The sequence below is a fragment of the Niabella sp. ZPM-14 genome (assembly GCF_055693045.2).
In genome coordinates, this window is record NZ_CM181148.1 from 4,117,664 (window position 1) to 4,137,913 (window position 20,250).

Consider the following 20,250-nt stretch of genomic DNA (forward strand, 5'->3'; position numbering starts at 1 on the left):
GGCTGCTAGCTAAGCCGCTTTTTTTCTTTTTTCTCATCCATGATCCGCCTGTAACCGCTCGATATAATGGCGGGAATGCTTTTGAAGGTATGTAAGGTATCCAGTTGCAGCGAACGGCCCAGCAGTTTAGAAGTCTCTCTGAAATTAAATTCCCGGATCAGGTTGTGCTTGGCCAGTTCAACGAGGCTATAGACATGCTTCTTTTGCATGAGGCGGTATTCGCTGCGCGTCATTTTATCTTTAAAATCGTTCAGCATCTTTTCCATGTCGGAGATGTACAAATACTCCAACACTTCGCTTCTTTTGCGGCCATCATAGATATTGATATCATCGATACATTTTCTCCAAACCTTATCCAGCGTAAAGGCGGCTTTTCTTTCAGAAGAATAGATGGAGCGAACCAACAAATACCAGTCGTCCCCGATTTTAATTTCGCGGTTCCAGCCATCGGCCACAAATTCCCGGGTCATGATCAAAGACGAGGAAGGAGAGGGGCAGCCCTGGATATAAATATGCCGCAACACTTTCGAATCCAGGTTCACCCAGCCGTCTTTCATTTTTGAAAAATACGGTTCCAGGAAAATATTGGTAGACAGGAAATCCCAGAACTGACCCTTCGAATCTTGCTGGTCCCAGTTCAGAAAAACAAAATCAAGATCTTCTGCTACCATTTTTTCTACGCCGCGCTCAAGGAATTCCGGATACCATTCATCATCCGAGTCCAGTGTTGTAATAAGCGAACCTTTAGACAGCTCCAGTCCGCGGTTGCGGGCGCTGGCTTGTCCGCGATTCTCCTGGTACACATAACGGACGTCAGGATACTGCCCGACGATTTGCTCGGTATTATCCGATGAACCATCGTTCACCACAATGATCTCGTAGTGTGGATAGGTCTGCGACAAAACGCTCTCAATAGCGGTCGGCAAGGTTTTAGCCCGGTTATACGTGGGTATGATAACAGAAACGAGAGGGCTGGTTTTCATTTATAGTACTAATTTTAATATCGATTCAGCAAATGCTTGTTCGGGAGCGGGTGGCAGCACTTCGCGGATAAACCTGTTGGCATTGAGGCCGATTTGTTGCCATTGGTCGCGGGCTTCCCAGGCGGTTTCCATGACAGCGGCAAAATCTTTTTCGGTTGCATCTCCGATAAAACCGGTTTTCCCATGTTCAATAATATCAGCGTGTCCTCCTGCATTAGTCGTTATCACGGTCCGCCCTGCAGCCATCGCTTCAAGGACGGAGAGGGCCATTCCTTCGCTTCTCGAAGGTAAAACCAATGCGTGATATTCGCTCCAGAGTTGCGCGATATCTTTATGATGACCGGTAAATGCTACATTCTTTACATCCAGCAGATCCCTAAGCGCATGGATACCGGCTTCGTCATGCCCCGAGCCAACAAAAGATACTTTGACGGGGCGCGACCGCCAGGGCTCTTTGGATAAGATGCGCAGCAATATGTCCTGCCCTTTGTCGATGATAAATAACCGTCCTACACAAGCCAGTTGAAACACTTCATCGACAGCAGGATAGGGTAGCGGTTCTTTAGAGATCTTTACAGGATTCCATACCACTTCAGCGTTGGTAAACCGGAAGCCGAACTGCTCTTCCGTCAACTGCTGATTGTGGCGCGATACGAAATAACATTTTTCAGCTTTCTGAAAGGTCTCGATCATGTAGGATCTTTCCGCAGTAACCGGCCAGAAAAAATCGACGGCTTTTTGAGCGATAATGCAATAAGGAATACCCAATTGCAAGCACTGGTAAGCATAACCGATGCCATCAAAGTTGATACCCTGTGCGATGATCGCCATGGCAGGTCTGCGGCGCTGCAATTCTTTTCTGAACGCCAGTGCGTGCGGACTATTGGTATAGAACGGAGATCGTTCTTTTTCGAACACCTTGCGGTAGAGCTTCTTTCCGGTTCGTTTGATCAGGGATTGCGGCCGGTCCAGTTCAATACCCGCTACACCCTGTTGCAGCAATTGACGAATTTCGGGATGGTCAAAATTGATGCGATCTTTATACAAGGTAAAGGACAGCCCCTGCGCGCGTAAGTAAGGGATAGCGCGTGCCCACAGCTCTTCGCTGCCGCCCCAGTCGTCCATGCAGCAGGTCACTATGGCTATATGTTGCGGGTTGCGGCTCATGATTCGGTCTCTGATTTAGCAGCTTCGCCAAACAGCGAAGCGTACGCGCCGTTTTTATGAATCAGTTCTTCATCTGTTCCTTCTTCCACGATCTGTCCGTTGGCAAGGACGTAGATATAATCTGCATGCACAATCGCTGACCGGCGGTGACTAATAATGATGGCGCCGCGATTGCCGATCCGTTCGCGAATCGAATCGAAAAGCTCTTTCTCTGAGATGGCATCCAAAGCGCTGGACGCCTCGTCAAAGATCAGGAATCGCGCGTCTGAATAGAAACACCTGGCGAGGGCCAGCTTCTGCCATTGGCCGATGCTCACTTCTTCACCGTCTTCCAATATGCGGCCCATCATGCTGTCATACTTATCGGGAAACTTTTCAATAAAGTCAGCAGCGCCTGAGTTTTGGGCTGCTTCGCGGATACGCTGTTCATCATAAGCCCTGGAAATATTGCCAAAGTAAATGTTCTCTCCTGCAGTGAAATTGTATTTATTAAAATCCTGGAACACAATACCGAGTTGCCTGCGGTATGCCGCAGCATCCAGTTGCCTGATATCAACACCCCCATACAAAATAGCGCCTTCGGTTGGATCATACAACCTGCATAACAGTTTAATAAGTGTCGATTTCCCTGCGCCGTTCAGCCCTACCAGTCCGATCATCTTGCCGGCGGGAATGGTGAGATCAATACCGCGGATCGTCTTCTGATCAGCATGAGGATAAGCAAAGTGAACATTCTGAAGTGCAATGCTGACCTCGTCTTGAGTGGGAATAGGAGCAGGTTCTTTCTGATCCGGTAATTGACTTTTGAGATGCAGCAAATCAAAAACGCTGTCGATATAAATGCTGTTCTGGTATACATTAGAAATACCGCCCGCGAGATTTTGAAGCAACGTAAATGCCTGCGGAAAGGCTACGAGGAATAAAGTGATATCGCCGGTGCTGGTTTCGCCCGAGATGGACTTGAGGGCAATAAATCCTATGCAAAAGAAAACACCGATATAAGATAAAGTAGTGGTGACGATCTCGAGCTGTGTTCTTTTTAGATTGATCGAGAGCTTGTCTTTAACCAACACCTTCCTGATCGAAGTGAACTTTTCTTTGAAATATCGACCTAAAGAATAAGTCCGAATCTCTTTAGCTGCCGTATCGGTAGTGATCAGGTTGCTGAAATAAGCAGACTTGCGTTCCTGCGGCGTTTGAGCGATGCGAAGCGCATTTAATTTTTTCGAAAAGATCAGGCGCACCAAAAGCGTAGGAACAATGAACAGCGCCAACAACGGGAGCAATAGCCAGTTGATCAGGATCAGGGCTGATCCTACAGCTGCCAGTGACAAACAGTTTTTTACAATCTCTATCAGGCTCGTGATGATCAGGCCGGGCTTATCTGCACCCGAATCCAAGGCTCTTTTCAAGGTGTCATAGTAGGACGGACTTTCATAAAATGACAGCTCAAGGTTGACAGCCTGGTGGTGCACTTTTTCCAATACATGTTCTGTTGTCTTGACGGATAAGACTTCCACGGCATACACAGAAAAAGAACGAAGCACAAAGTATAAGATACCGGCAACACCCCCTAACACCACGTATTTGATGATCTCAGTCTGGGCAGCCGGGTTGGAAGGCGCTAACGCCACCACGTCGATCAGCAGTTTCATGAAATACAGGGAGCCAAAAAAGACGATTGTTTCTATAAGGATCAGCGAAACGGACAGGTATAGCCATCCTGTGGCCGCTTCCTTAACCAGTGTTATGATCCGAGATAACCCTAACTTGCTTTTAATATGGGATATTTTTCTTTGAATAGAAGTCATAGAGGGCTCATGAGCTTATTAGATATATCTTTTGGATTTAGGGGCCGGCGCAAAGATATTGTTAAAAAGAGGAAAGGCCGGAGACATTATTCAGTTTTCAATAAATGTTTTTGATACAGGTGCAGCGCTTCTATACACAAGGCAGTAGTCACTTCTTCGCAGCCCCAAACCAGTATCTTAGCAGGTCCGGATAAGAACTCGAAACGCCTCCATTCCCCCGTGCCGGCCTGAAGTGAAAGCAGCCTTTCCACATAGCCACCGATGCGTTCATCCCTACAACCGATATTGATCAGCGCGGAGATAGCCAAACCGATCTCAAGATCACAGTCATTGAAATGGGCGCTGTCTTGGATGGCTGAAAAAATCCGCTCCTGAACGATGGGTTGTATTTCCTTCAATTCAGGGATATTGAGGACAAATAACCTTGATAAGAAATAATAGTATACGATTTGATTCAGGTACCACTTGTCTGAACCGGCTTCCTTGTTTTGCTTAATGATGTCAATAATATACGCTACCGCGGGCTTTGTGATCTCGCTATAACCGAGGTGACAGGTGATGTTGCTGTTCACGATCGCGTCTATATCATCTCTCCGGTGGTCTCTTTGTGTCCAGTATAATAAGGTTTTAACAGGGCTCTTTAATTCTCTTGCGATCAGTCGCCAAAAGGTCCTGGAGTATTTTAAAAAATTTCCATGGATCGTAAACCAGGTATAGAATAGGCCGTTTTTAGCGCGATTCATCAGCAGCATCGGCGTATTATCCTGGAAAGCGACATCTCTGGCTTTGAGGAAAGCAGATATCAACACTGTGTCGTCTGTGTCCGGAGGCAGGTATTTATACAGATGATGCCATTTGGTGAAGTATTGCCATACACCGCCCCTCATGATCTGATACGATAAAAAGCCGGTAGCCCTGGTCAACATACGATCCACCTCGGGCCGGTCCTGGAAAGGCAACAAGCAAGTGCCGATCACAGCCGTGATGCCCGTGACGCTGTCTGGCACACACCATTCCTGCATAGCTTCGTCGGGAGCGATATAACATACAAATTCTCCGTTAGGAAACTGGTGGTGATTCAGGTAGTCGATACCCTTGTTGATAGAAGTGTCAATTTGTTCCTTCAGGTCGCTTTTTGCAGATACCATCCGTAAGCAATAGATTTAGGGGGTGAATAGTCCGGGTTTAAAGAGCAATCAAATGTATGGAATTATCTTCTTAATAAAGTAGTTCCGGGGCAGATTAAGGCTGATGCTCAGGTGTTTTTCGAATAATCCGTATACCGTGCTGCCGCTACCGCTCATGGCCGCAAACGAAGCGCCTGCTGCGTAAAGATCCTCTTTTATAGCAGCGATGGCCGGATGCGCTTTGAATACCGCTGCTTCAAAGTCATTGACAATGTGATCCTTCCAGGCAGCTACCGGTTGTTGTATCATTTCCTTCAGGTCAAAGGCCGGAGGCTGCGGGTGTAGCTGGCTGAAAGCCCAGGGCGTAGCGATATGGATCGCCGGATGCACAAGAACCATTTGATACCCGGACAGATCCAATGAAACCTTTTCAAAAACTTCCCCGCGACCGCGCGCGAAAACAGGTTGATTCCTGATAAAGAACGGGCAATCACTTCCCAGCTGCAACGCATAGTGAAGCAACCGTTCTTCTGTGAGCTCCAGGTTAAATTTTTTATTGAGTGCCTGCAATGCATAAGCGCCGTTGGCGCTTCCAGCGCCGAGTCCTGCGCCCGTGGGAATGTTCTTCAGTAAATGGAAATGAACCGCGGGAAGATCGCTGAAGTCATCTTTGAGCAGCTTCCAGGCTTTGATGACCGTATTCTGTTCGGTATTCCCCGGCACCGGGAGGCCATACAGCGACAGGCGGGTTTCTTGCGCCTCGAGCAATTCGATTACATCCAGCAACGGAATGGGGTAGAAGATGGTTTCCAGGTCGTGATAACCGTCGGGCCTTTTCCGGGTAACGGATAGGCCAATATTGATCTTGCAGTTTGAAAAGCGAATCAAAGCAAATGTCTGATTGAAGATACATCAGACATCGTACATCCGACATCCGACATTGATTTTATTTCTTTTTACGACTGTTCAGCTCATCCCTGATGGCGATGGCTTTCATATAATCCTCCGTCTCCAGCACTTCGTTGAGCAGCTTGTTCAGCTCATCCACGCTCATGCTTTTCAGGTCGTCTCCGGAATTGTCTAAGGTGGCGCTGGCGAGTATTTCAGCACTTTCCTGGGTTGCCGCGGCCTGGCCCTTGTCGTCCATCACGATACCGGCGCTGCCAAGGATATGCTCATAGGTGTAAATAGGGCAGCCAAACCGAACCGCCAGGGCAATGGCATCAGAAGTTCTGCTGTCAATCTCGATCGTATCATGATCGGATGAGCAAACGAGCTTGCTGAAGAAAATACCTTCCTGCAAATCGGAAATCACAATTTCGTGAAGATCAATGGTGAACGCCATCATGAAATTTTTCATCAGGTCGTGCGTCAGTGGCCGGCTGGGGTTCATTTTCTCCAAAGCCACAGCAATAGCCTGGGCCTCAAAGCCGCCGATAACAATGGGCAGTCTCCGCAAACCATTTACTTCTCCCAATACAACCGCATAGGAATGCGTTTGTGTGATGCTATGAGATAATGCTACTACTTCCAGTTCTATTTTTTTCATAAAACAAGCCACGAAACTAAGGATTTTTTCGGGCATTAAAAAAGCTAATGGACCTCCATTAGCTTAATTCTTTATGAGGGGAGGAATGAATCAGTTCAGCTCCTTAATAGCCGCTGTGAGTTTGGGCACTACTTCAAAAAGATCGCCCACGATGCCATAATCCGCAGCCTTGAAGAACGGCGCTTCCGGGTCCTTATTAATGACCACGATCACTTTGCTGCGATTGACACCAGCCAGGTGCTGGATCGCTCCGGAAATGCCCACGGCCAGGTAGAGATTCGGTGCGATGGCTCCCCCGGTCTGGCCGACGTGCTCGTTGTGCGGGCGCCAATGGGCGTCGGCAACGGGACGGCTGCAAGCTAAGGCAGCATGCAGTTCTTTAGCCAGGTCTTCCAGGATGCCCCAGTTTTCAGGTCCCTTCATGCCGCGGCCGCCGCTGACAACGATCTCGGCTTCTGCGAGCGGCACTTCTCCGCTTTGCCTCGTAACATTCGTGACCTTCACCTTTGGCGTGTCGACGGATATATTGACTTCGGTCACTGTTGCAGTGCCGCTCCCTTCCTCGATCCTGAAAGCATTGGGATTCAGCGATATAATTTTAACCGGGGTGGATATGCTGACATGGGCAAAGGCTTTTCCCGAGAAGACGCTTTTCTTCACGACAAAACCATCACCTGCTTCGGGCAATGCTACAGCTCCGGCAACAAGTCCGGCTTTTAGACGAGCAGATAATCTGGGCGCAATAGCTTTGCCGTCGGTATTATTAGAAAATACAATCACCGTAGCGCCGGTCTGTTGTGCTACTTCAGCGATCGCTTTGGTGTACACCTGTGCGTCAAAATGTTTTAAAGCATCATTTTTTACCTGGTGAATGGTAGTGATGCCATATTTGCCCAGCGCCGCCAGGTCTTCCGTTACAGGGGCCAGCACGACGCCTTGCGCTTCCAGGCCTTGTTGCTTAGCTAACTGACTTCCATAGGTCATAGCTTCCAAAGAAGATTTCTTAACGCTGCCGTCTTCGGCTATATCGATAAATACTAATACCATGTTGATGTTTGATTTCTGATGTGATGATTTCTGATGTAATGTTGGAAAAGTCGCTCCCTGCTAGATCACTTTTGCTTCTTCTTTCAGCAATCTTGCTAACTCCGCGACATTATCCGCATCAATTAACTTCACGCCTGCTTTGGCGGGCGGTAAGGCGAAGGTTTCTACGCTGGTCAAAGCTTCTACAGCAACCGGCTCTACCACTTTCAAAGGCTTGGTTCTTGCAGCCATAATGCCTCTCATATTGGGTATGCGTTGCTCTGCCATTCCCTTATTACAGCTTACAACTACAGGCACATTGACTTCACATACTTCTTCACCACCTTCTATCTCGCGGGTGACGGTGGCTGTTGAGCCGTTGAGTTCAAATTTCGTAGCCAAAGAAATATAAGGAAGGTCCAGCAATTCGGCGATCATACCGCCTACCGAGCTGCCATTGTAATCAATGGTTTCTTTGCCGGTGAAGATCAGGTCATATCCGCCATCTTTTGCAACCGCGGCAATTTGCGAAGCAATTGAAAAGCTGTCGCTGCTTTCAGCATTTACGCGGATCGCTTCGTCGCCACCCAACGCCAGCGCCTTGCGTATAATAGCGTCCGTGTCGGCCGCGCCTACTGTTACCAAATGAATGATCGTTGAAGGATCTGCTTCTTTCAACTCGATAGCCCGTACCAGCGCATAATATTCATCATTCGGATTGATGATCCATTGCACATTGCTGGTATCAAATTTCGTGTTGTTATCGGTGAAAGCTATTTTTGCCGTTGTGTCTGGCGTTTTGCTGATACATACGAGTATTTTCATCCGTTACTATTTAGGTTTATGCGCCAGAGGTAGCCGCTTTACGAACTGTTGTTGAACAATTCTCACGCCCGGATCCATATGGCGGGATTTATAAAAAGGTTGTTTATGCAACTAAACAAAGATAACGGTTATTAGCAGAAAAAGCAATTTTTGCCAATGCCGAAGTGTAAATTTCAGGCGTGGATGTACCGGTGATCTGCCTCGGATTGATATCAGAATAAGTATGGACCGCCGGGAGGACCGTCCGGACTATATTTGAGCCGCGGGTTATAAGCGCAGCAATTAAAATGATCAGGTTTTACATTATCCAAAACCTTAAAAGGTATGTCAAGGATCGAACAACTACATGAATTATTAAAAGAAAGTCCTGCCGATTCTTTTCTGCAACATGCATTGGCATTGGAATACGTGAAAGTAGACAAGGACGAGGATGCCCGCCAGCTTTTCGAAAAGCTCCTGGAAGAAAACCCCGATTACGTAGGCAGCTATTATCACCTGGGAAAGTTGTGGGAGCGCGCGGGAAAAGAGGAGGAGGCAATGGCTGTTTACGAGCGAGGCATGGCAGTAGCCCAAAAGCTCAGGGAACAGCATGCTTACAGTGAGTTAAGAAGCGCATACGAATACCTGGCTTATTAAAAATGTTACCATTGGTAGAGCAATTTACAGCGCATATTCATCAACATCATCTATTCACCCGGAATAACCGGCTGCTGATTGCTGTGAGCGGCGGCATAGACTCGGTGGTGTTGTGTCATTTGTGTAAAGAGGCGGGTTATGCTTTTGCGATAGCCCATTGCAATTTTAGTTTACGCGGAAGCGACAGCGACCGGGATGAGGCTTTCGTAAAGGAGCTGGCAGCGTCATTAGAAGTACCGTTTTTTTCTGTGCGATTTGACACAAAGCGGATTGCTCAGGAACGCAAATGGTCTACGCAGGTGGTCGCAAGGATGTTGCGTTACGATTGGTTCGACACCTTAAAAGAACAGCAGGGATTTGACTACATCCTGACAGCTCATCACGCCGACGATAATATCGAAACATTGCTGATGCATTTTTTCCGCGGCACAGGTATCGCTGGCCTCGCGGGCATTAAAGTTGCTAATGATCACATCCGCCGCCCCTTGCTGTTTGCCAGGCGCGCCAACCTGGAACGCTATCTCGAAGAACATCAATTGCCTTTCGTGCAGGATGAAAGTAATTTTACGGATGACTATACCAGGAACTATTTTCGCAATACCCTCCTTCCGATGCTAACAAAAATATATCCCGAGGTTCAACAAAATCTTCTTCATAACATAGAGCGATTCAAGGAAGTGGAACAGATTTATACACAGGAGATCGATCGTTTGCGCAAAAAGATACTGATCGTGGACGGGGCGGGAGCGAGAATACCGGTTTTGCTGTTACAGAAGACACCGGCAATGCGCACGGTGATGCTGGAGCTGCTGAAGCCATTCGGGTTCCAGGCGGCGCAATTACCGGATCTGGTGCAGCTGGTGACGACCAGCGATTCAGGGAAATTTATATGGTCCGCAACACACCGGATCCTGAAAGATCGTAAACATCTCATCATTACGCCGCTGGCCCGTGTTGACCATACTGCCGTGATCATTGACCAGGAAGGTGTGTTCCCGTTTGAAGGCGGAACCGTCGAGCTGAAAAGTGCGCTTTCAGCCGCTTTTGAAGAAGGAGAGCACGTCGCTGTTGTCGATGCAAAAGAGATACAGTTCCCTTTGTTGTTAAGGCCCTGGAGGACGGGAGATTATTTCTATCCGCTGGGCATGGCGAAGAAAAAAAAGCTGGCGCGCTTTCTTATTGATAAAAAATTATCACTGGTGGAGAAGGAGAAGGTTTGGGTGATCGAAATGAACAAGAAGATCATATGGGTGGTGGGCTTGAGAATCGACGATCGCTTCAAAGTGACCGATGCTACGCGCGCGGTATTCAGATTTTCTTTCGCTCCAAGTCAACCTTAAATAAAAAAGGGCCGCCTCGCGTCAGAGTACTCATCAACTCTTTAGCAGGCGGCCCTTTTATGTTCGTTCGTTAATTACTTGAACTTATAAATGGTCGTCGTTTTATAGGTTTCTCCCGGTTTTAATGTAGTAGACGGGAAGGAGGGAACGTTAGGAGAGTTCGGATAGTGTTGTGTTTCCAGGCAAAGCGCAGTGCGATGCTCATCCTTGGTTCCGTATTTCAGGTCCTTGCTGCTGTTCATGAAGTTGCCACCATAAAATTGCAAACCGGGCTCTGTGGAAATTACCTCCATTACGATGCCGCTTTTATCGCCGGTCACTTCAGCCACCTTTCTCAGGCCGGAACCTTTGATAACAAAGTTGTGATCATATCCCTTGCCGTAAGTCAGCTGCTGGTTATTTTCTTCCAGGCGCGCACCGATGGCAGTGGGTTGTGTAAAATCGAACGGTGTTCCTTTTACAGATTCATTTTTGCCGAAAGGAATCAGTGTAGAATCTACAGGCGTATATTCGTCCGCGTTGATGTACAAAGTATGATTGTTGATTGTGCCACCGCCGTTCAGGTTGAAGTAGGCGTGGTTGGTCAGGTTACACACGGTGGTTTTGTCTGTTGTGGCTTCATAATCTATTTTAAGTCCTTTGTCAGCGGTCAGGCTGTAAGTGACTTTAACGTTCAGATTACCCGGGAAGCCCATTTCTCCGTCTTTGGAAAGATAAGTTAACTGAAGTGTGCTATCGTTGGGTTGAACCGGATCCCACACCTGCTCATGAAAGCCTTTAGGCCCGCCGTGCAGGGTGTTAGGCCCGTTGTTAATAGGCAGGCTGTATTCAACGCCATCCAGAGTGAACTTCCCTTTTGCAATGCGGTTACCGTAACGTCCGATCAATGCGCCAAAGTTGGTGCCGGAACGCATAGCTTTCAAAGTACCTCCGCCTCTCAGCACGTCAACGATCGTTCCGTTTTTATCTGGTACCAGCAGGTTGACGAGGCGACCACCATAGTTGGTGATGGCTGCTTCGAGGCCATTGTTTCTCAAATAAAAAACACTGACCATTTTCCCGTCGATCGTGTCGCTAAAGGCGTCGTTGTCTACCAGCTTTACTTCGCTGGAGTCAGGAGCTGCTGCGTCGCCTTTACCGGCTTCATTTTTGGGCTGTGAGTTGCAGGAGAGCACTGCGGCTGAAACCGCTGCCGCCGTGGTAAAAAGGAAAAAATACTTTTTCATCCGTTATTTTTATTGTTTTTAGTTGCCGGATGGAACTTGGCATATCCTTCCACTGCGGATATGGGCAATGCCTCGTTTCATTCAGATGGGTTAAAAATTAATATTTATGTAATCTTTTTAAAATCGTTTAATGGCAAACCATCTAAGTAGATCAAAGCCATTTGAGGGTCTTACGTACTTAAACAGTAATGCAATATATTCAAATAATCAAAGCGGAACAAATGAGTATAAAATATCAGGTCATTGAAACGGGCGATGGCAGTCATACGCTGTCCATAGCGGGCAGTGATACGACCTTCCATTCCCGGCGCGGGGCCATACAAGAATCGGAGCACGTGTTTATGGCGACCGGATTTCACTATATGCAGGAACGGAAGGCTGACAGGCGTGAGCTGGTGGTCATGGAAGTGGGCTTTGGCACGGGTCTGAACGCGTTGCTTACAGCCAAAGCAGCCAGGGAAGTCCATCGGAAGGTGAGGTATTATTCGATTGAAAAAAATCCGCTGCCCCCAGAAATATATCAACAGCTGAACTATGCCGATCTCTTGAACGAAAGGGACACCTATCGCGCCATTGTAAATGCGCCATGGAACCAATCGGAACATGTACATGCCTTTTTCGAGCTATATAAGATCCATGATGATCTGTTGACGTATCCATTCACCAATCCTGTGGACGTTATTTACTTTGATGCCTTTGCGCCCGGTGACCAGATGGAGATGTGGAGTGAGGCCGTTTGGGCCAGGATGTCCGGTATATTGCAACCAGGCGGCGTGCTGGTGACCTATTGTTCAAAAAGTATTGTCAGGAAATCCTTGCTGCAAGCAGGTTTCAAAGTTGAAAAGCTGCCTGGTCCGCCCGGTAAAAGAGAGATCATAAGAGCGATAAAACATGCGGACACGCCATCTTGATGCACAAGCGAACTATTCTTTATCAGTGAGGCGGCGCCTGGCTGTTCCGTTTAAATCTTCGGAAGAGGCGCTTGGCTATCCAGAAGAATAGGATTACAAAGAGTAACGCCATAACTATCGGCAATACAAAGCTAAGCACCGCGCCACCCACAGCTGCTGTATTCTCTCCCGTGGCTACAATTGCGTTGCCTGCGCCCAAAGTCGTCTTACTGCTCAGCAGTCTTAACATTCCCATGCCAGAGGCCACCAGGCCCGCACTGCCACCGCCTGCAATAATGCCTGTTGTCCATCTCAACCAATCGCTGTCAATGGGCAGGACAGAGGTGGCGAGCATAGTTCCTGCAACTGCAGCTAAAGGCGCTGCAATTGTGTCGAGAATATTATCAATAAAGGGGATGTAGTAGGCGGCTATTTCGAAGACGGTGGCAGCACCAATGGTGACCAGGGCAGGCGTGGTCGCCAACCATTGAAAATGCGCTGCCGTATGAAACAGTTGAAAGCGGTGGGCCAAACCGGCTACGAGCATGGGTACGAAGACCCGGAATCCGCAGCAGGCCGCAAGCGCGATACCCAATGCAACAGCGGTGATGGTTTCAATTGTGGTATTCATCGGATATCATTTGATCCAGGCACGGCGGGGACTAAAGGGTCGCTCATTAACTGGAACATCAGGGACACCAATAACCGACAATCCATCCTCAGCCGCCTCTGGCATGGATTTTATAAAGTTAGCTGAAATCATTAATATTGACGTTCTTGAAATTAACGGGCAAACATGACAGAAGAAAGACGCAACCGACTGCTGGGTGTTATTGCCAAGCGGCAACCCGACCTGGCCATCGTTCTTGAAAATGTTTTCGATCCTCATAACGTATCTGCTGTAATGCGCAGCTGCGATGCGGTGGGTGTCCAGGAAGTATATATCCTGAACACCAAGATTCCCAAACATCGCAGATGGGGCTTCCGCAGCGGTGCCAGCGCCGCCAAATGGCTTACCATTCACCAGTTTACGGATAGGAACGAGTGTTTTGCTGTGCTAAGAAAAAAGTATGAAAGAATATTTACCACGCATCTCAATCATGAGGCGGTGAGTGTGTACGAAATGAATTTTACCGAAAGTGTCGCGCTGATCTTTGGCAATGAACATTCCGGCGTCAGCGACGAGGTACGCATGTTGGCAGATGGCAATTTCCATGTTCCCCAGGTGGGCATCATTAAGTCGTTAAATATTAGTGTGGCCTGCGCCGTTACTTTATACGAGGCCTTCCGCCAAAAACAGCTCGCAGGCCATTATGGAAACGATGAGGCGAACGAAGTCTATAAAGCGGGCATCCGCCAGCAATGGGGCGTGGGCGAGGAGGGATAAATAGTGAATGAAAGCTGTTAAGACGATTCTTTTAGAGCGTCTTTGTCTTCTTTTGTTCGGGCCAGGGTATAAATGCTGGCATTGATTTCGAACCCGATCAACAGAATAAGGGAGTTTAGAAAGATGAATGCCAGTAATACAATGATCGTCCCGATAGAGCCATACAATTTATTATAAGCTCCAAACTGTCCTACGTACCAGGAAAAGGCTAATGAACAAATGACTACCAGAAGAGTAGCGATAACGGAGCCGGGAGTGAGGATCCTCCATTTTTTGTATACGGAGGGCGCATGCCGGTAGATATAAGAAATGATGGTAAAGATCAGCAATAGGATCAGCACCCAGCGTACCTTCCCGAGGGCAGCAGCCAGTAAGGCGTTTTCTATCCCTAACCATTCCAGCACAGACGCCTGCGCAATCAGCAGCGCAAGGCATAAAATGAACAGGAAGACCAGCACGAGGGTGATCCGGATGGCCGTTAATCTTTTCCTGAGCCCTTTTCTTTTCGTAAATCCCGCGTATTCTTTGTCAAAGGAACGCATCACACCCATCATCGCGTTGGAAGAGAAGAATAAGGATAAGAATACACTGAAGAATAAAAGGCCGGTGCGCGGTTCGTTGAGAATGCTGTGCACGAAATCATAAATAGCACTATAATGCTTCGCCGGTACTACATCTGCTATGAGTAGATATAACTGTCCTTCCAGGTTCAGGTCGATGATAAAATCAAAGGTTGAAATAATCGGAATGAGGGTACACAAAAACAGCAGCAGCGGAGGCAGCGCCATGGCCGAATTGAAAGAAATGGCTGACGCTCTTTCTATCAGGTCGTCCCAGATCACATGCTCTTTGAACTTCTTCACCGTATTGAACAGCGAGATGCTCTTGAAGCCCGGCAAATTTTCGCGGTGGCTTTGCTCAACCAATTTTTTCCACAGCGGCGTGCCGATGATCTTTTCTTTTATTTTTTGTCCTAAACTCATTCTTTTGTTGTGGGTATTTTCCCAAAACGCTCATTTAGTGCCTGCTGATATTCTTTCGCCAGTTTGAGATGATCCTGGTAATTGGTGGAAAAAACATGCGTGCCATCGAAGGCAGGACTGGCCACAAAATAAATATAATCGGTCTGGGGAGCGTTTAATACCGCATCGATCGTGGCTTCCTGGGGCGTACAAATAGGGCCGGGTGGAAGACCTTTGTTCTGATAAGTATTATACGGCGAAGGTGTAGAAAGATGTTTGAACAATACGCGCTTGATGCTAAAATCTTTTAACGCAAACTTCACTGTGGGATCGGCCTGCAGGGGCATTCCTTTTTTGATCCGGTTGATATAAACGCTGGCAATGGTGCCCTTTTCTTTTTTAGCGTTGGTTTCTTCGTCAACGATGGAGGCCATCGTAATCACCTGGGTCACCGAAAGGCCTTTCTCTTCCGCTTTCTGCTTGCGGTCGGGTGTCCAGAATTTTTCATAAGCGTCGTAAAATTTGCTAAAGACCACATCCGGCGTCGTGTTCCACTTGTATTCGTAGGTAAGTGGTAAGACAGCAGACATAACCGTGTTGGAATCCAAATCAAAAGGTCTCAAAGAATCACTACTGTTCAGGTAGGCAATGGCTGTTGCAGAGTCAAACTCAAAGGACTTGCCCATTTTACCGGCCAGCTGCTCCTTCGTGCGCAGCTTAGTTACTACAAATTTTACCGGCGTCTGGCTGCCGTTACGCAGCATGCGCAACAGGTTCAAAACGCTCATGCCACCGTTTACCTGATATTTTCCGGGCTTCACAACATCAAAGCTTAAAAATCGCTCAGCCAGGTTAAACCAGGTCAGGCCGGGCAAAACGTTTTCCTGTACCAGCTGTTGTTTCAGCTGCTCCATCGTAGTACCCGTTTTAACGTAGAGGAACCCGTCTTCCGGTTTTTTAGCCGCAGGTCCTACCAGTTTAAATACGACGAATGCTCCGGCTATCAGAACGATCAGGAGCAACAATCGAATCAGTTTTTTCATTCGTAAACATTTTATTGATTGCAGCCGGTCTGCTAAGGATCAGATCGACTATTGTCTAATAATGCTGTGGATGGATCCATCTTCGTCTATCCTGAATATATAAACGAAAATTTCAACTCGACCGGTTTTTACCGGTAATCTTTTACATCCGGCTTGTAAGTAATAGGTATCAGAAAAAGACGATCATCCATCTTAATTCTGAAAACAGCGATCATCATGTCTGTCTCTTGGTATTACCACCACAAAGGCAGGTGAAAATATACAAAAAGCACCTACTAAAAATGAAAAACCTGTAAAGACTTTAACATCTTTACAGGTTGAACAATTATGTGCTAAAAAATTATTTGCCTGAATCTCCCGCTGGTGGCGCTTGCAAAGGTGCCGTGTTAAGTGGAGTAGTAGGTTGCGCTGCAGGAGCCTGAACAGGCGCACCGCTAACGTCTTGTAACCTGCCATTATTATCTGCATCAGCGCCGGAAATAAAGAAAGTAGACAGCAGGCTCAATACACCGATGATCACGGCGAAAATCCAGGTGCCTCTCTCCAGGATATCGTTGGTTTGTTTCACACCCATGAACTGGCTGCTCACCCCAGCAAAGCTACCGGCTAATCCGCCACCCTTAGGGTTCTGAATCAATACAAAAAAGCCTAAGATCACTGAGGCCAATATGATGAGAATTACGAATAAGATTGTCATATCTACTTTTTTAAATAGTCAATTTTCGCTGCAAAATAAGCGCTTTTACCGGGAATTTGCAAACTTAATTTCTTGTATATCGCAATGGCTTTTCTGATGTCGCCCTGCTTGGCCCAAACTTCGGCCATAGCTTCGGTGTCGGCATTGTCACCGCTAACAGATTTTTCCGCCATGATCTCGATCGTTTTTTCTTCGTTGGTAGTAATGGCGCCTTTATCGTGCGCACCAGGAAGCCGCTTCATTTGCTTGAGCCAGGCGGTAAAACTCTTCAGCTGTGTACCGAACCGGTCGCCTGAATTGGTATCGCTCCATTTGATGCCCTGCGCCGCAAAATAGTCTACGGTATAATAAGGCGTGAACGACAGTTCGCTTTTTGCGGGGTCGATGGCTTCGATCTTGAATTCTGGCAACGGCGGGAGTGGTTCTTCATCATCAAGCGGGGCTTCTTCAACCACAGGCTCTTCCTGCGCTGCTATTTCACTGTGTTCTTGCGGCTCCTCAACAGTTGCCGGTTCAACGGTCAATGCTTCTGTTAATAAAGCATCAGGAGGTTCTATGTCCGTTGTTTCTGTTGCTACATCAGGCCGCTCTGTTGGTTCTGAAACGGACGTTGATTCATCATCGGGTTCCACTGCCGGAATCGCTTCCCTGTTCGCCGTTTCTTTGACAGGTTTACTCCAGACAACCGGACGGTCTTCGGTTTCGACCAGGAGATGGATTGATAGCGGATGATTATAGTATAATAAGGCTTTCTGCAGCTGCGCTGGGTATTGCCCGCTCTGAGCGGCTTTGAGCTTCCTGGCATACAACAGCTGCAGGGCGCCGGCGTAAGGATATTTTTCAGTTAAGGCCTGCAACTCTTCGATGCCGCAATCCTCAAGCTTTTTAGACAGCACAGTATCAGACAACGTATCAGTAAAACGATTCATACTCCGGGTTACCAGTTTGAGAAAATACGGTTAAAAATGGCATCGGGTATATCCCTCAGCATCTGGTCGAGCAGGCTTTGCTCGGCTTGTTGCAGACTTAGCGAGCCCGCGTAATCAAAAGGAGTTGTTACGTCGTATTTACCGATAGTTTTTTGAGTGATATTGTCACGGATCACGATGTTGACACCCACATTCAGCCGATTGGTATTTACCTGCTGGTTCGAAATACCGGCTGTGGAGATGGTGTAATTAGTAATGGTGCAATCGATCACCCATTGTGCATCGTCGCCACGGGTTTGCTGCAGGCGGGTTTGGCGCAACACTTTCTGGATCAACCGGTCGGTCAAGGCCGGCGCCAGGCTGGGGTTCACGTAAGACGCCCTGTTAGCGATCTGGTTGATACGGACTACTTTCAGCGAGTCAGGGATCGATTTAGCGTCCTGGAAACCGTAAGAGACCTTGCAGCTGCTTTGTGTAAAGGCAATAAAAAAAATGGCGATCACAAGAGAAAAAACGCCCCATCTTTTATAACTCTTCAATGTCATATTCTTTTAATTTTCTGTAAAGTGTCCGCTCGCTGATACCCAGGTCCAGGGCGGCATCTTTTCTTTTGCTTTTGTGCTTTTTCAAAGCCTTGATGATCAGCTCTTTTTCTTTATCCATGATGTTGAGGCTTTCTTCTACCTCCTCGTGTTCGTGAATCCCGTTGTCCATACCGATATGTACCGGGTAAGATGGCTGAGGCTGCGGGGGAACATTGCCGCCCATCTCAATTTGTAAAGGTGCTGATATTTGCTGAAAACTTTCCTGGTTTGTTTTCAAATCTTTCAGATTATTAACAAATGAAGGGTTCTGTTCAACGATAGAAGGGTTTTGCAGCACTTCGAGAAACATTTTTTTCAGTTCATTCACATCTTTCTTCATGTCAAAGAACAGCTTGTACAAGATCTCCCGCTCGTTTTGAAATTCCTGCTGGTTTTGTGTATTCACCACCATCGGCAGCCGGTTGTTGGAGTAGGGCTGCAGGTAACGGCTGAGCTCCCTGGCATTGATGACTTTATCCGGCGACAATACAGATACCTGTTCTGCAATATTTTTCAGTTCCCTGATATTACCCGGCCAGGGATAGGTGAGGAGCAGATTTTTAGCATCTTCTTCCAGCTGCACAGAAGAGGTCCTGTATTTATCGGCAAAGTCGGCAGCAAATTTTCTAAACAACAAAACGATGTCTTCTTTCCGGTGGGCCAGCGATGGCACCCTGATGGGTACGGTGCTCAGGCGGTAATAGAGGTCTTCCCGGAATTTGTTTTGCTGCACCAGTTGCAGCAGGTCTTTATTGGTAGCGGCTATCACGCGCACATCGGTCTTTTGCACTTTGCTTGACCCCACGCGGATATATTCGCCCGCTTCGAGCACCCGGAGCAGGCGCGCCTGTGTTCCCAGGGGCATCTCACCGATCTCATCTAAAAAAATAGTACCGCCGTTTACGGTTTCGAAGTAGCCTTTGCGGGCGTCAACAGCGCCGGTGAAGGAGCCTTTTTCGTGGCCGAACAATTCAGAATCGATCGTGCCTTCCGGTATGGCGCCACAGTTCACCGCGATAAAGGAATTGTGCTTGCGCGAAGACAGCGAGTGAATGATGGAGGAAAAAGCTTCCTTACCCACACCGCTGTCACCTATAATTAAAACCGTCAGATCTGTATTGGATACCTGCACGGCCACCTGCAAAGCATAATTTAACTCCGGCGAGTTGCCGATGATGCCAAAGCGGTTTTTTATTGATTGTAAATCCATTTCCTCATTGCTTTAATTGCTCTTAAATTATCTAAACGATCCAACAAATTGATTATATTTCTAAGAGGGTCAAGTTGCTCAAGATGTCACTATCGTCATTGAATTTGCTCCTGGTAACACTTCCAAAAACATACAACTCCTTTACGAAATGATTTTTACATATTTCAATAATCAGTTGCTGGTTTTCTTTGATGATGGAATGCATAACCGGTTGTTTACCTATTATCGAATAGCGTCGTAATTTCGTTTTTGAGGACAGGGATATTCTTCTCAACGATTCTCCATAAAACATCACCGCTTACGAGGTCGTAATCGTGCGTAAGAATATGGCGGAGCGCTATTATCTTCTTTTTATCGGTGATAATAATCGTCTTATCAATTTTGTCCATCTGCCATACCGCTTCTCCAATAATAGACAGCCGTCTTTCTACAGCGTCATAAATAGTCCAATCAGATAAAAAATCTTTCAAAGATTTAATATGACGGATATGAAACTCAATCCGATCTATTGATAATCTTATATCGTCTAAGTATTTCAATATTTCAGGCTGCATAGAGTAATACTTTTTCTTTTTCTATTCGCTCTCTAAAATATTTATTCTTTATCGCATCCCTGATCACAAGATCTACTTTTCTTCCCGTTATATTTTCTAAGGCAAACCAAAAATCAAAATAATCGAATTTTTCTGGTCCCATACCTGTGTTGTCTCGTTTATAATCTACCAAAAAATCAATATCACTGGACGCGGTAAAGTCATGTTCCCTCACACCAGAGCCAAAGGCATACAGAGTGTCCACTTGCATCTTTTCGCAAAGATTTCTTATTTTATTAAGGTTTTCTTGTATTTCCGAAATCAT

Annotated in this window: 23 protein-coding genes; 4 read left to right on the forward strand and 19 right to left on the reverse strand. The window is 47.1% G+C overall.

Annotated features, from left to right (window positions below; translation table 11 throughout):
- Positions 1–5: 5 nt before the first annotated feature.
- The 8 genes from ACU37H_RS17485 to ACU37H_RS17520 form a co-directional block, all read right to left on the reverse strand.
- Entirely contained in the window at positions 6–983 is a 978-nt protein-coding gene (locus tag ACU37H_RS17485) for a glycosyltransferase family 2 protein (protein ID WP_472704677.1), read from the reverse strand.
- Entirely contained in the window at positions 984–2,150 is a 1,167-nt protein-coding gene (locus ACU37H_RS17490) for a glycosyltransferase family 4 protein (protein WP_472704675.1), read from the reverse strand.
- Complete coding sequence (locus ACU37H_RS17495) at positions 2,147–3,961, reverse strand: ABC transporter ATP-binding protein (RefSeq protein ID WP_472704673.1); 1,815 nt, start codon at positions 3,959–3,961, stop codon at positions 2,147–2,149. The genes ACU37H_RS17490 and ACU37H_RS17495 overlap by 4 nt, the downstream gene beginning before the upstream one ends.
- Positions 3,962–4,047: 86 nt before the next feature.
- Positions 4,048–5,109: a hypothetical protein gene (locus ACU37H_RS17500; protein ID WP_472704672.1), complete on the reverse strand. Its 1,062-nt coding sequence runs from the start codon at positions 5,107–5,109 to the stop codon at positions 4,048–4,050.
- A 48-nt stretch (positions 5,110–5,157) separates the two neighbouring features.
- Positions 5,158–5,976 carry a 4-(cytidine 5'-diphospho)-2-C-methyl-D-erythritol kinase gene (gene ispE / locus ACU37H_RS17505; RefSeq protein WP_472704670.1) on the reverse strand — a complete coding sequence of 273 codons (819 nt, stop codon included), beginning with the start codon at positions 5,974–5,976 and terminating at the stop codon, positions 5,158–5,160.
- 58 nt (positions 5,977–6,034) lie between these two features.
- Positions 6,035–6,637, reverse strand: coding sequence for a bifunctional nuclease family protein (locus ACU37H_RS17510; RefSeq protein ID WP_472704668.1), 603 nt, complete (start codon positions 6,635–6,637; stop codon positions 6,035–6,037).
- A gap of 90 nt (positions 6,638–6,727) precedes the next feature.
- Positions 6,728–7,684: an electron transfer flavoprotein subunit alpha/FixB family protein gene (locus ACU37H_RS17515; protein ID WP_472704666.1), complete on the reverse strand. Its 957-nt coding sequence runs from the start codon at positions 7,682–7,684 to the stop codon at positions 6,728–6,730.
- A 60-nt stretch (positions 7,685–7,744) separates the two neighbouring features.
- A complete protein-coding gene (locus tag ACU37H_RS17520; RefSeq protein WP_472704664.1) occupies positions 7,745–8,488 on the reverse strand; it encodes an electron transfer flavoprotein subunit beta/FixA family protein in 744 nt (247 codons plus the stop codon).
- 324 nt (positions 8,489–8,812) lie between these two features.
- Here ACU37H_RS17520 and ACU37H_RS17525 point away from each other — a divergent pair, with 324 nt between their 5' ends.
- Both ACU37H_RS17525 and tilS read left to right on the forward strand, forming a co-directional pair.
- Positions 8,813–9,124 carry a tetratricopeptide repeat protein gene (locus ACU37H_RS17525; protein WP_472704662.1) on the forward strand — a complete coding sequence of 104 codons (312 nt, stop codon included), beginning with the start codon at positions 8,813–8,815 and terminating at the stop codon, positions 9,122–9,124.
- A 2-nt stretch (positions 9,125–9,126) separates the two neighbouring features.
- Positions 9,127–10,464, forward strand: a complete 1,338-nt coding sequence (tilS, locus tag ACU37H_RS17530; RefSeq protein WP_472704660.1) for a tRNA lysidine(34) synthetase TilS — start codon at positions 9,127–9,129, stop codon at positions 10,462–10,464.
- Positions 10,465–10,538: 74 nt separating this feature from the next.
- On the opposite strand, the gene ACU37H_RS17535 is transcribed toward tilS, so the two are convergent.
- A complete protein-coding gene (locus tag ACU37H_RS17535; RefSeq protein WP_472704658.1) occupies positions 10,539–11,690 on the reverse strand; it encodes an aldose epimerase family protein in 1,152 nt (383 codons plus the stop codon).
- Positions 11,691–11,911: 221 nt separating this feature from the next.
- On the opposite strand from ACU37H_RS17535, the gene mnmC2 reads away from it, so the two are divergent.
- Complete coding sequence (gene mnmC2, locus ACU37H_RS17540; RefSeq protein WP_472704656.1) at positions 11,912–12,601, forward strand: tRNA (5-methylaminomethyl-2-thiouridine)(34)-methyltransferase MnmC2; 690 nt, start codon at positions 11,912–11,914, stop codon at positions 12,599–12,601.
- A gap of 22 nt (positions 12,602–12,623) precedes the next feature.
- Here the strand turns inward: mnmC2 and ACU37H_RS17545 are convergent, their stop codons facing one another.
- Complete coding sequence (locus tag ACU37H_RS17545) at positions 12,624–13,211, reverse strand: DUF4126 domain-containing protein (RefSeq protein ID WP_472704654.1); 588 nt, start codon at positions 13,209–13,211, stop codon at positions 12,624–12,626.
- Between the two features lie 165 nt (positions 13,212–13,376).
- Here ACU37H_RS17545 and ACU37H_RS17550 point away from each other — a divergent pair, with 165 nt between their 5' ends.
- Entirely contained in the window at positions 13,377–13,967 is a 591-nt protein-coding gene (locus ACU37H_RS17550; protein WP_472704652.1) for a TrmH family RNA methyltransferase, read from the forward strand.
- A 17-nt stretch (positions 13,968–13,984) separates the two neighbouring features.
- On the opposite strand, the gene ACU37H_RS17555 is transcribed toward ACU37H_RS17550, so the two are convergent.
- From ACU37H_RS17555 to ACU37H_RS17595, 9 genes are all read right to left on the reverse strand, one after another.
- Complete coding sequence (locus tag ACU37H_RS17555) at positions 13,985–14,950, reverse strand: YihY/virulence factor BrkB family protein (RefSeq protein WP_472704650.1); 966 nt, start codon at positions 14,948–14,950, stop codon at positions 13,985–13,987.
- Positions 14,947–15,972, reverse strand: a complete 1,026-nt coding sequence (gene mltG, locus ACU37H_RS17560; protein ID WP_472704648.1) for an endolytic transglycosylase MltG — start codon at positions 15,970–15,972, stop codon at positions 14,947–14,949. The genes ACU37H_RS17555 and mltG overlap by 4 nt, the downstream gene beginning before the upstream one ends.
- Before the next feature lie 340 nt (positions 15,973–16,312).
- The gene (secG, locus tag ACU37H_RS17565) at positions 16,313–16,669 is read right to left on the reverse strand and encodes a preprotein translocase subunit SecG (protein WP_472704646.1); all 357 of its coding nucleotides are present in this window, start codon (positions 16,667–16,669) and stop codon (positions 16,313–16,315) included.
- A 2-nt stretch (positions 16,670–16,671) separates the two neighbouring features.
- Positions 16,672–17,598: a DUF8458 domain-containing protein gene (locus ACU37H_RS17570; protein ID WP_472704644.1), complete on the reverse strand. Its 927-nt coding sequence runs from the start codon at positions 17,596–17,598 to the stop codon at positions 16,672–16,674.
- Between the two features lie 8 nt (positions 17,599–17,606).
- Positions 17,607–18,143, reverse strand: a complete 537-nt coding sequence (gene lptE / locus ACU37H_RS17575) for an LPS assembly lipoprotein LptE (protein WP_472704642.1) — start codon at positions 18,141–18,143, stop codon at positions 17,607–17,609.
- Complete coding sequence (locus tag ACU37H_RS17580) at positions 18,124–19,392, reverse strand: sigma-54 interaction domain-containing protein (RefSeq protein WP_472704640.1); 1,269 nt, start codon at positions 19,390–19,392, stop codon at positions 18,124–18,126. The genes lptE and ACU37H_RS17580 overlap by 20 nt, the downstream gene beginning before the upstream one ends.
- A 52-nt stretch (positions 19,393–19,444) precedes the next feature.
- Positions 19,445–19,597 (reverse strand): nucleotidyltransferase domain-containing protein, encoded by a 153-nt coding sequence (locus ACU37H_RS17585; protein WP_472704638.1) that lies wholly within the window; start codon positions 19,595–19,597, stop codon positions 19,445–19,447.
- 10 nt (positions 19,598–19,607) lie between these two features.
- The gene (locus tag ACU37H_RS17590; protein WP_472704636.1) at positions 19,608–19,946 is read right to left on the reverse strand and encodes a HepT-like ribonuclease domain-containing protein; all 339 of its coding nucleotides are present in this window, start codon (positions 19,944–19,946) and stop codon (positions 19,608–19,610) included.
- Positions 19,936–20,250 (reverse strand): nucleotidyltransferase family protein, encoded by a 315-nt coding sequence (locus tag ACU37H_RS17595; protein WP_472704634.1) that lies wholly within the window; start codon positions 20,248–20,250, stop codon positions 19,936–19,938. Before ACU37H_RS17595 ends, ACU37H_RS17590 begins: the two co-directional genes overlap by 11 nt.

Bases quoted from the DNA above. Each gene is read 5' to 3' on its own strand.
- ACU37H_RS17525 (WP_472704662.1), top strand. From the start codon at position 8,813: ATGTCAAGGATCGAACAACTACATGAATTATTAAAAGAAAGTCCTGCC.
- ACU37H_RS17485 (WP_472704677.1), bottom strand. From the start codon at position 983: ATGAAAACCAGCCCTCTCGTTTCTGTTATCATACCCACGTATAACCGG.
- ACU37H_RS17570 (WP_472704644.1), bottom strand. From the start codon at position 17,598: ATGAATCGTTTTACTGATACGTTGTCTGATACTGTGCTGTCTAAAAAG.
- ACU37H_RS17495 (WP_472704673.1), bottom strand. From the start codon at position 3,961: ATGACTTCTATTCAAAGAAAAATATCCCATATTAAAAGCAAGTTAGGG.
- tilS (WP_472704660.1), top strand. From the start codon at position 9,127: ATGTTACCATTGGTAGAGCAATTTACAGCGCATATTCATCAACATCAT.
- ACU37H_RS17510 (WP_472704668.1), bottom strand. From the start codon at position 6,637: ATGAAAAAAATAGAACTGGAAGTAGTAGCATTATCTCATAGCATCACA.
- ACU37H_RS17580 (WP_472704640.1), bottom strand. From the start codon at position 19,392: ATGGATTTACAATCAATAAAAAACCGCTTTGGCATCATCGGCAACTCG.
- ACU37H_RS17590 (WP_472704636.1), bottom strand. From the start codon at position 19,946: ATGCAGCCTGAAATATTGAAATACTTAGACGATATAAGATTATCAATA.
- ACU37H_RS17595 (WP_472704634.1), bottom strand. From the start codon at position 20,250: ATGATTTCGGAAATACAAGAAAACCTTAATAAAATAAGAAATCTTTGC.
- ACU37H_RS17555 (WP_472704650.1), bottom strand. From the start codon at position 14,950: ATGAGTTTAGGACAAAAAATAAAAGAAAAGATCATCGGCACGCCGCTG.
- ACU37H_RS17585 (WP_472704638.1), bottom strand. From the start codon at position 19,597: ATGCATTCCATCATCAAAGAAAACCAGCAACTGATTATTGAAATATGT.
- mnmC2 (WP_472704656.1), top strand. From the start codon at position 11,912: ATGAGTATAAAATATCAGGTCATTGAAACGGGCGATGGCAGTCATACG.
- ACU37H_RS17500 (WP_472704672.1), bottom strand. From the start codon at position 5,109: ATGGTATCTGCAAAAAGCGACCTGAAGGAACAAATTGACACTTCTATC.
- ACU37H_RS17515 (WP_472704666.1), bottom strand. From the start codon at position 7,684: ATGGTATTAGTATTTATCGATATAGCCGAAGACGGCAGCGTTAAGAAA.
- ACU37H_RS17550 (WP_472704652.1), top strand. From the start codon at position 13,377: ATGACAGAAGAAAGACGCAACCGACTGCTGGGTGTTATTGCCAAGCGG.
- ACU37H_RS17535 (WP_472704658.1), bottom strand. From the start codon at position 11,690: ATGAAAAAGTATTTTTTCCTTTTTACCACGGCGGCAGCGGTTTCAGCC.
- ACU37H_RS17490 (WP_472704675.1), bottom strand. From the start codon at position 2,150: ATGAGCCGCAACCCGCAACATATAGCCATAGTGACCTGCTGCATGGAC.
- lptE (WP_472704642.1), bottom strand. From the start codon at position 18,143: ATGACATTGAAGAGTTATAAAAGATGGGGCGTTTTTTCTCTTGTGATC.
- secG (WP_472704646.1), bottom strand. From the start codon at position 16,669: ATGACAATCTTATTCGTAATTCTCATCATATTGGCCTCAGTGATCTTA.
- ACU37H_RS17545 (WP_472704654.1), bottom strand. From the start codon at position 13,211: ATGAATACCACAATTGAAACCATCACCGCTGTTGCATTGGGTATCGCG.
- mltG (WP_472704648.1), bottom strand. From the start codon at position 15,972: ATGAAAAAACTGATTCGATTGTTGCTCCTGATCGTTCTGATAGCCGGA.
- ACU37H_RS17520 (WP_472704664.1), bottom strand. From the start codon at position 8,488: ATGAAAATACTCGTATGTATCAGCAAAACGCCAGACACAACGGCAAAA.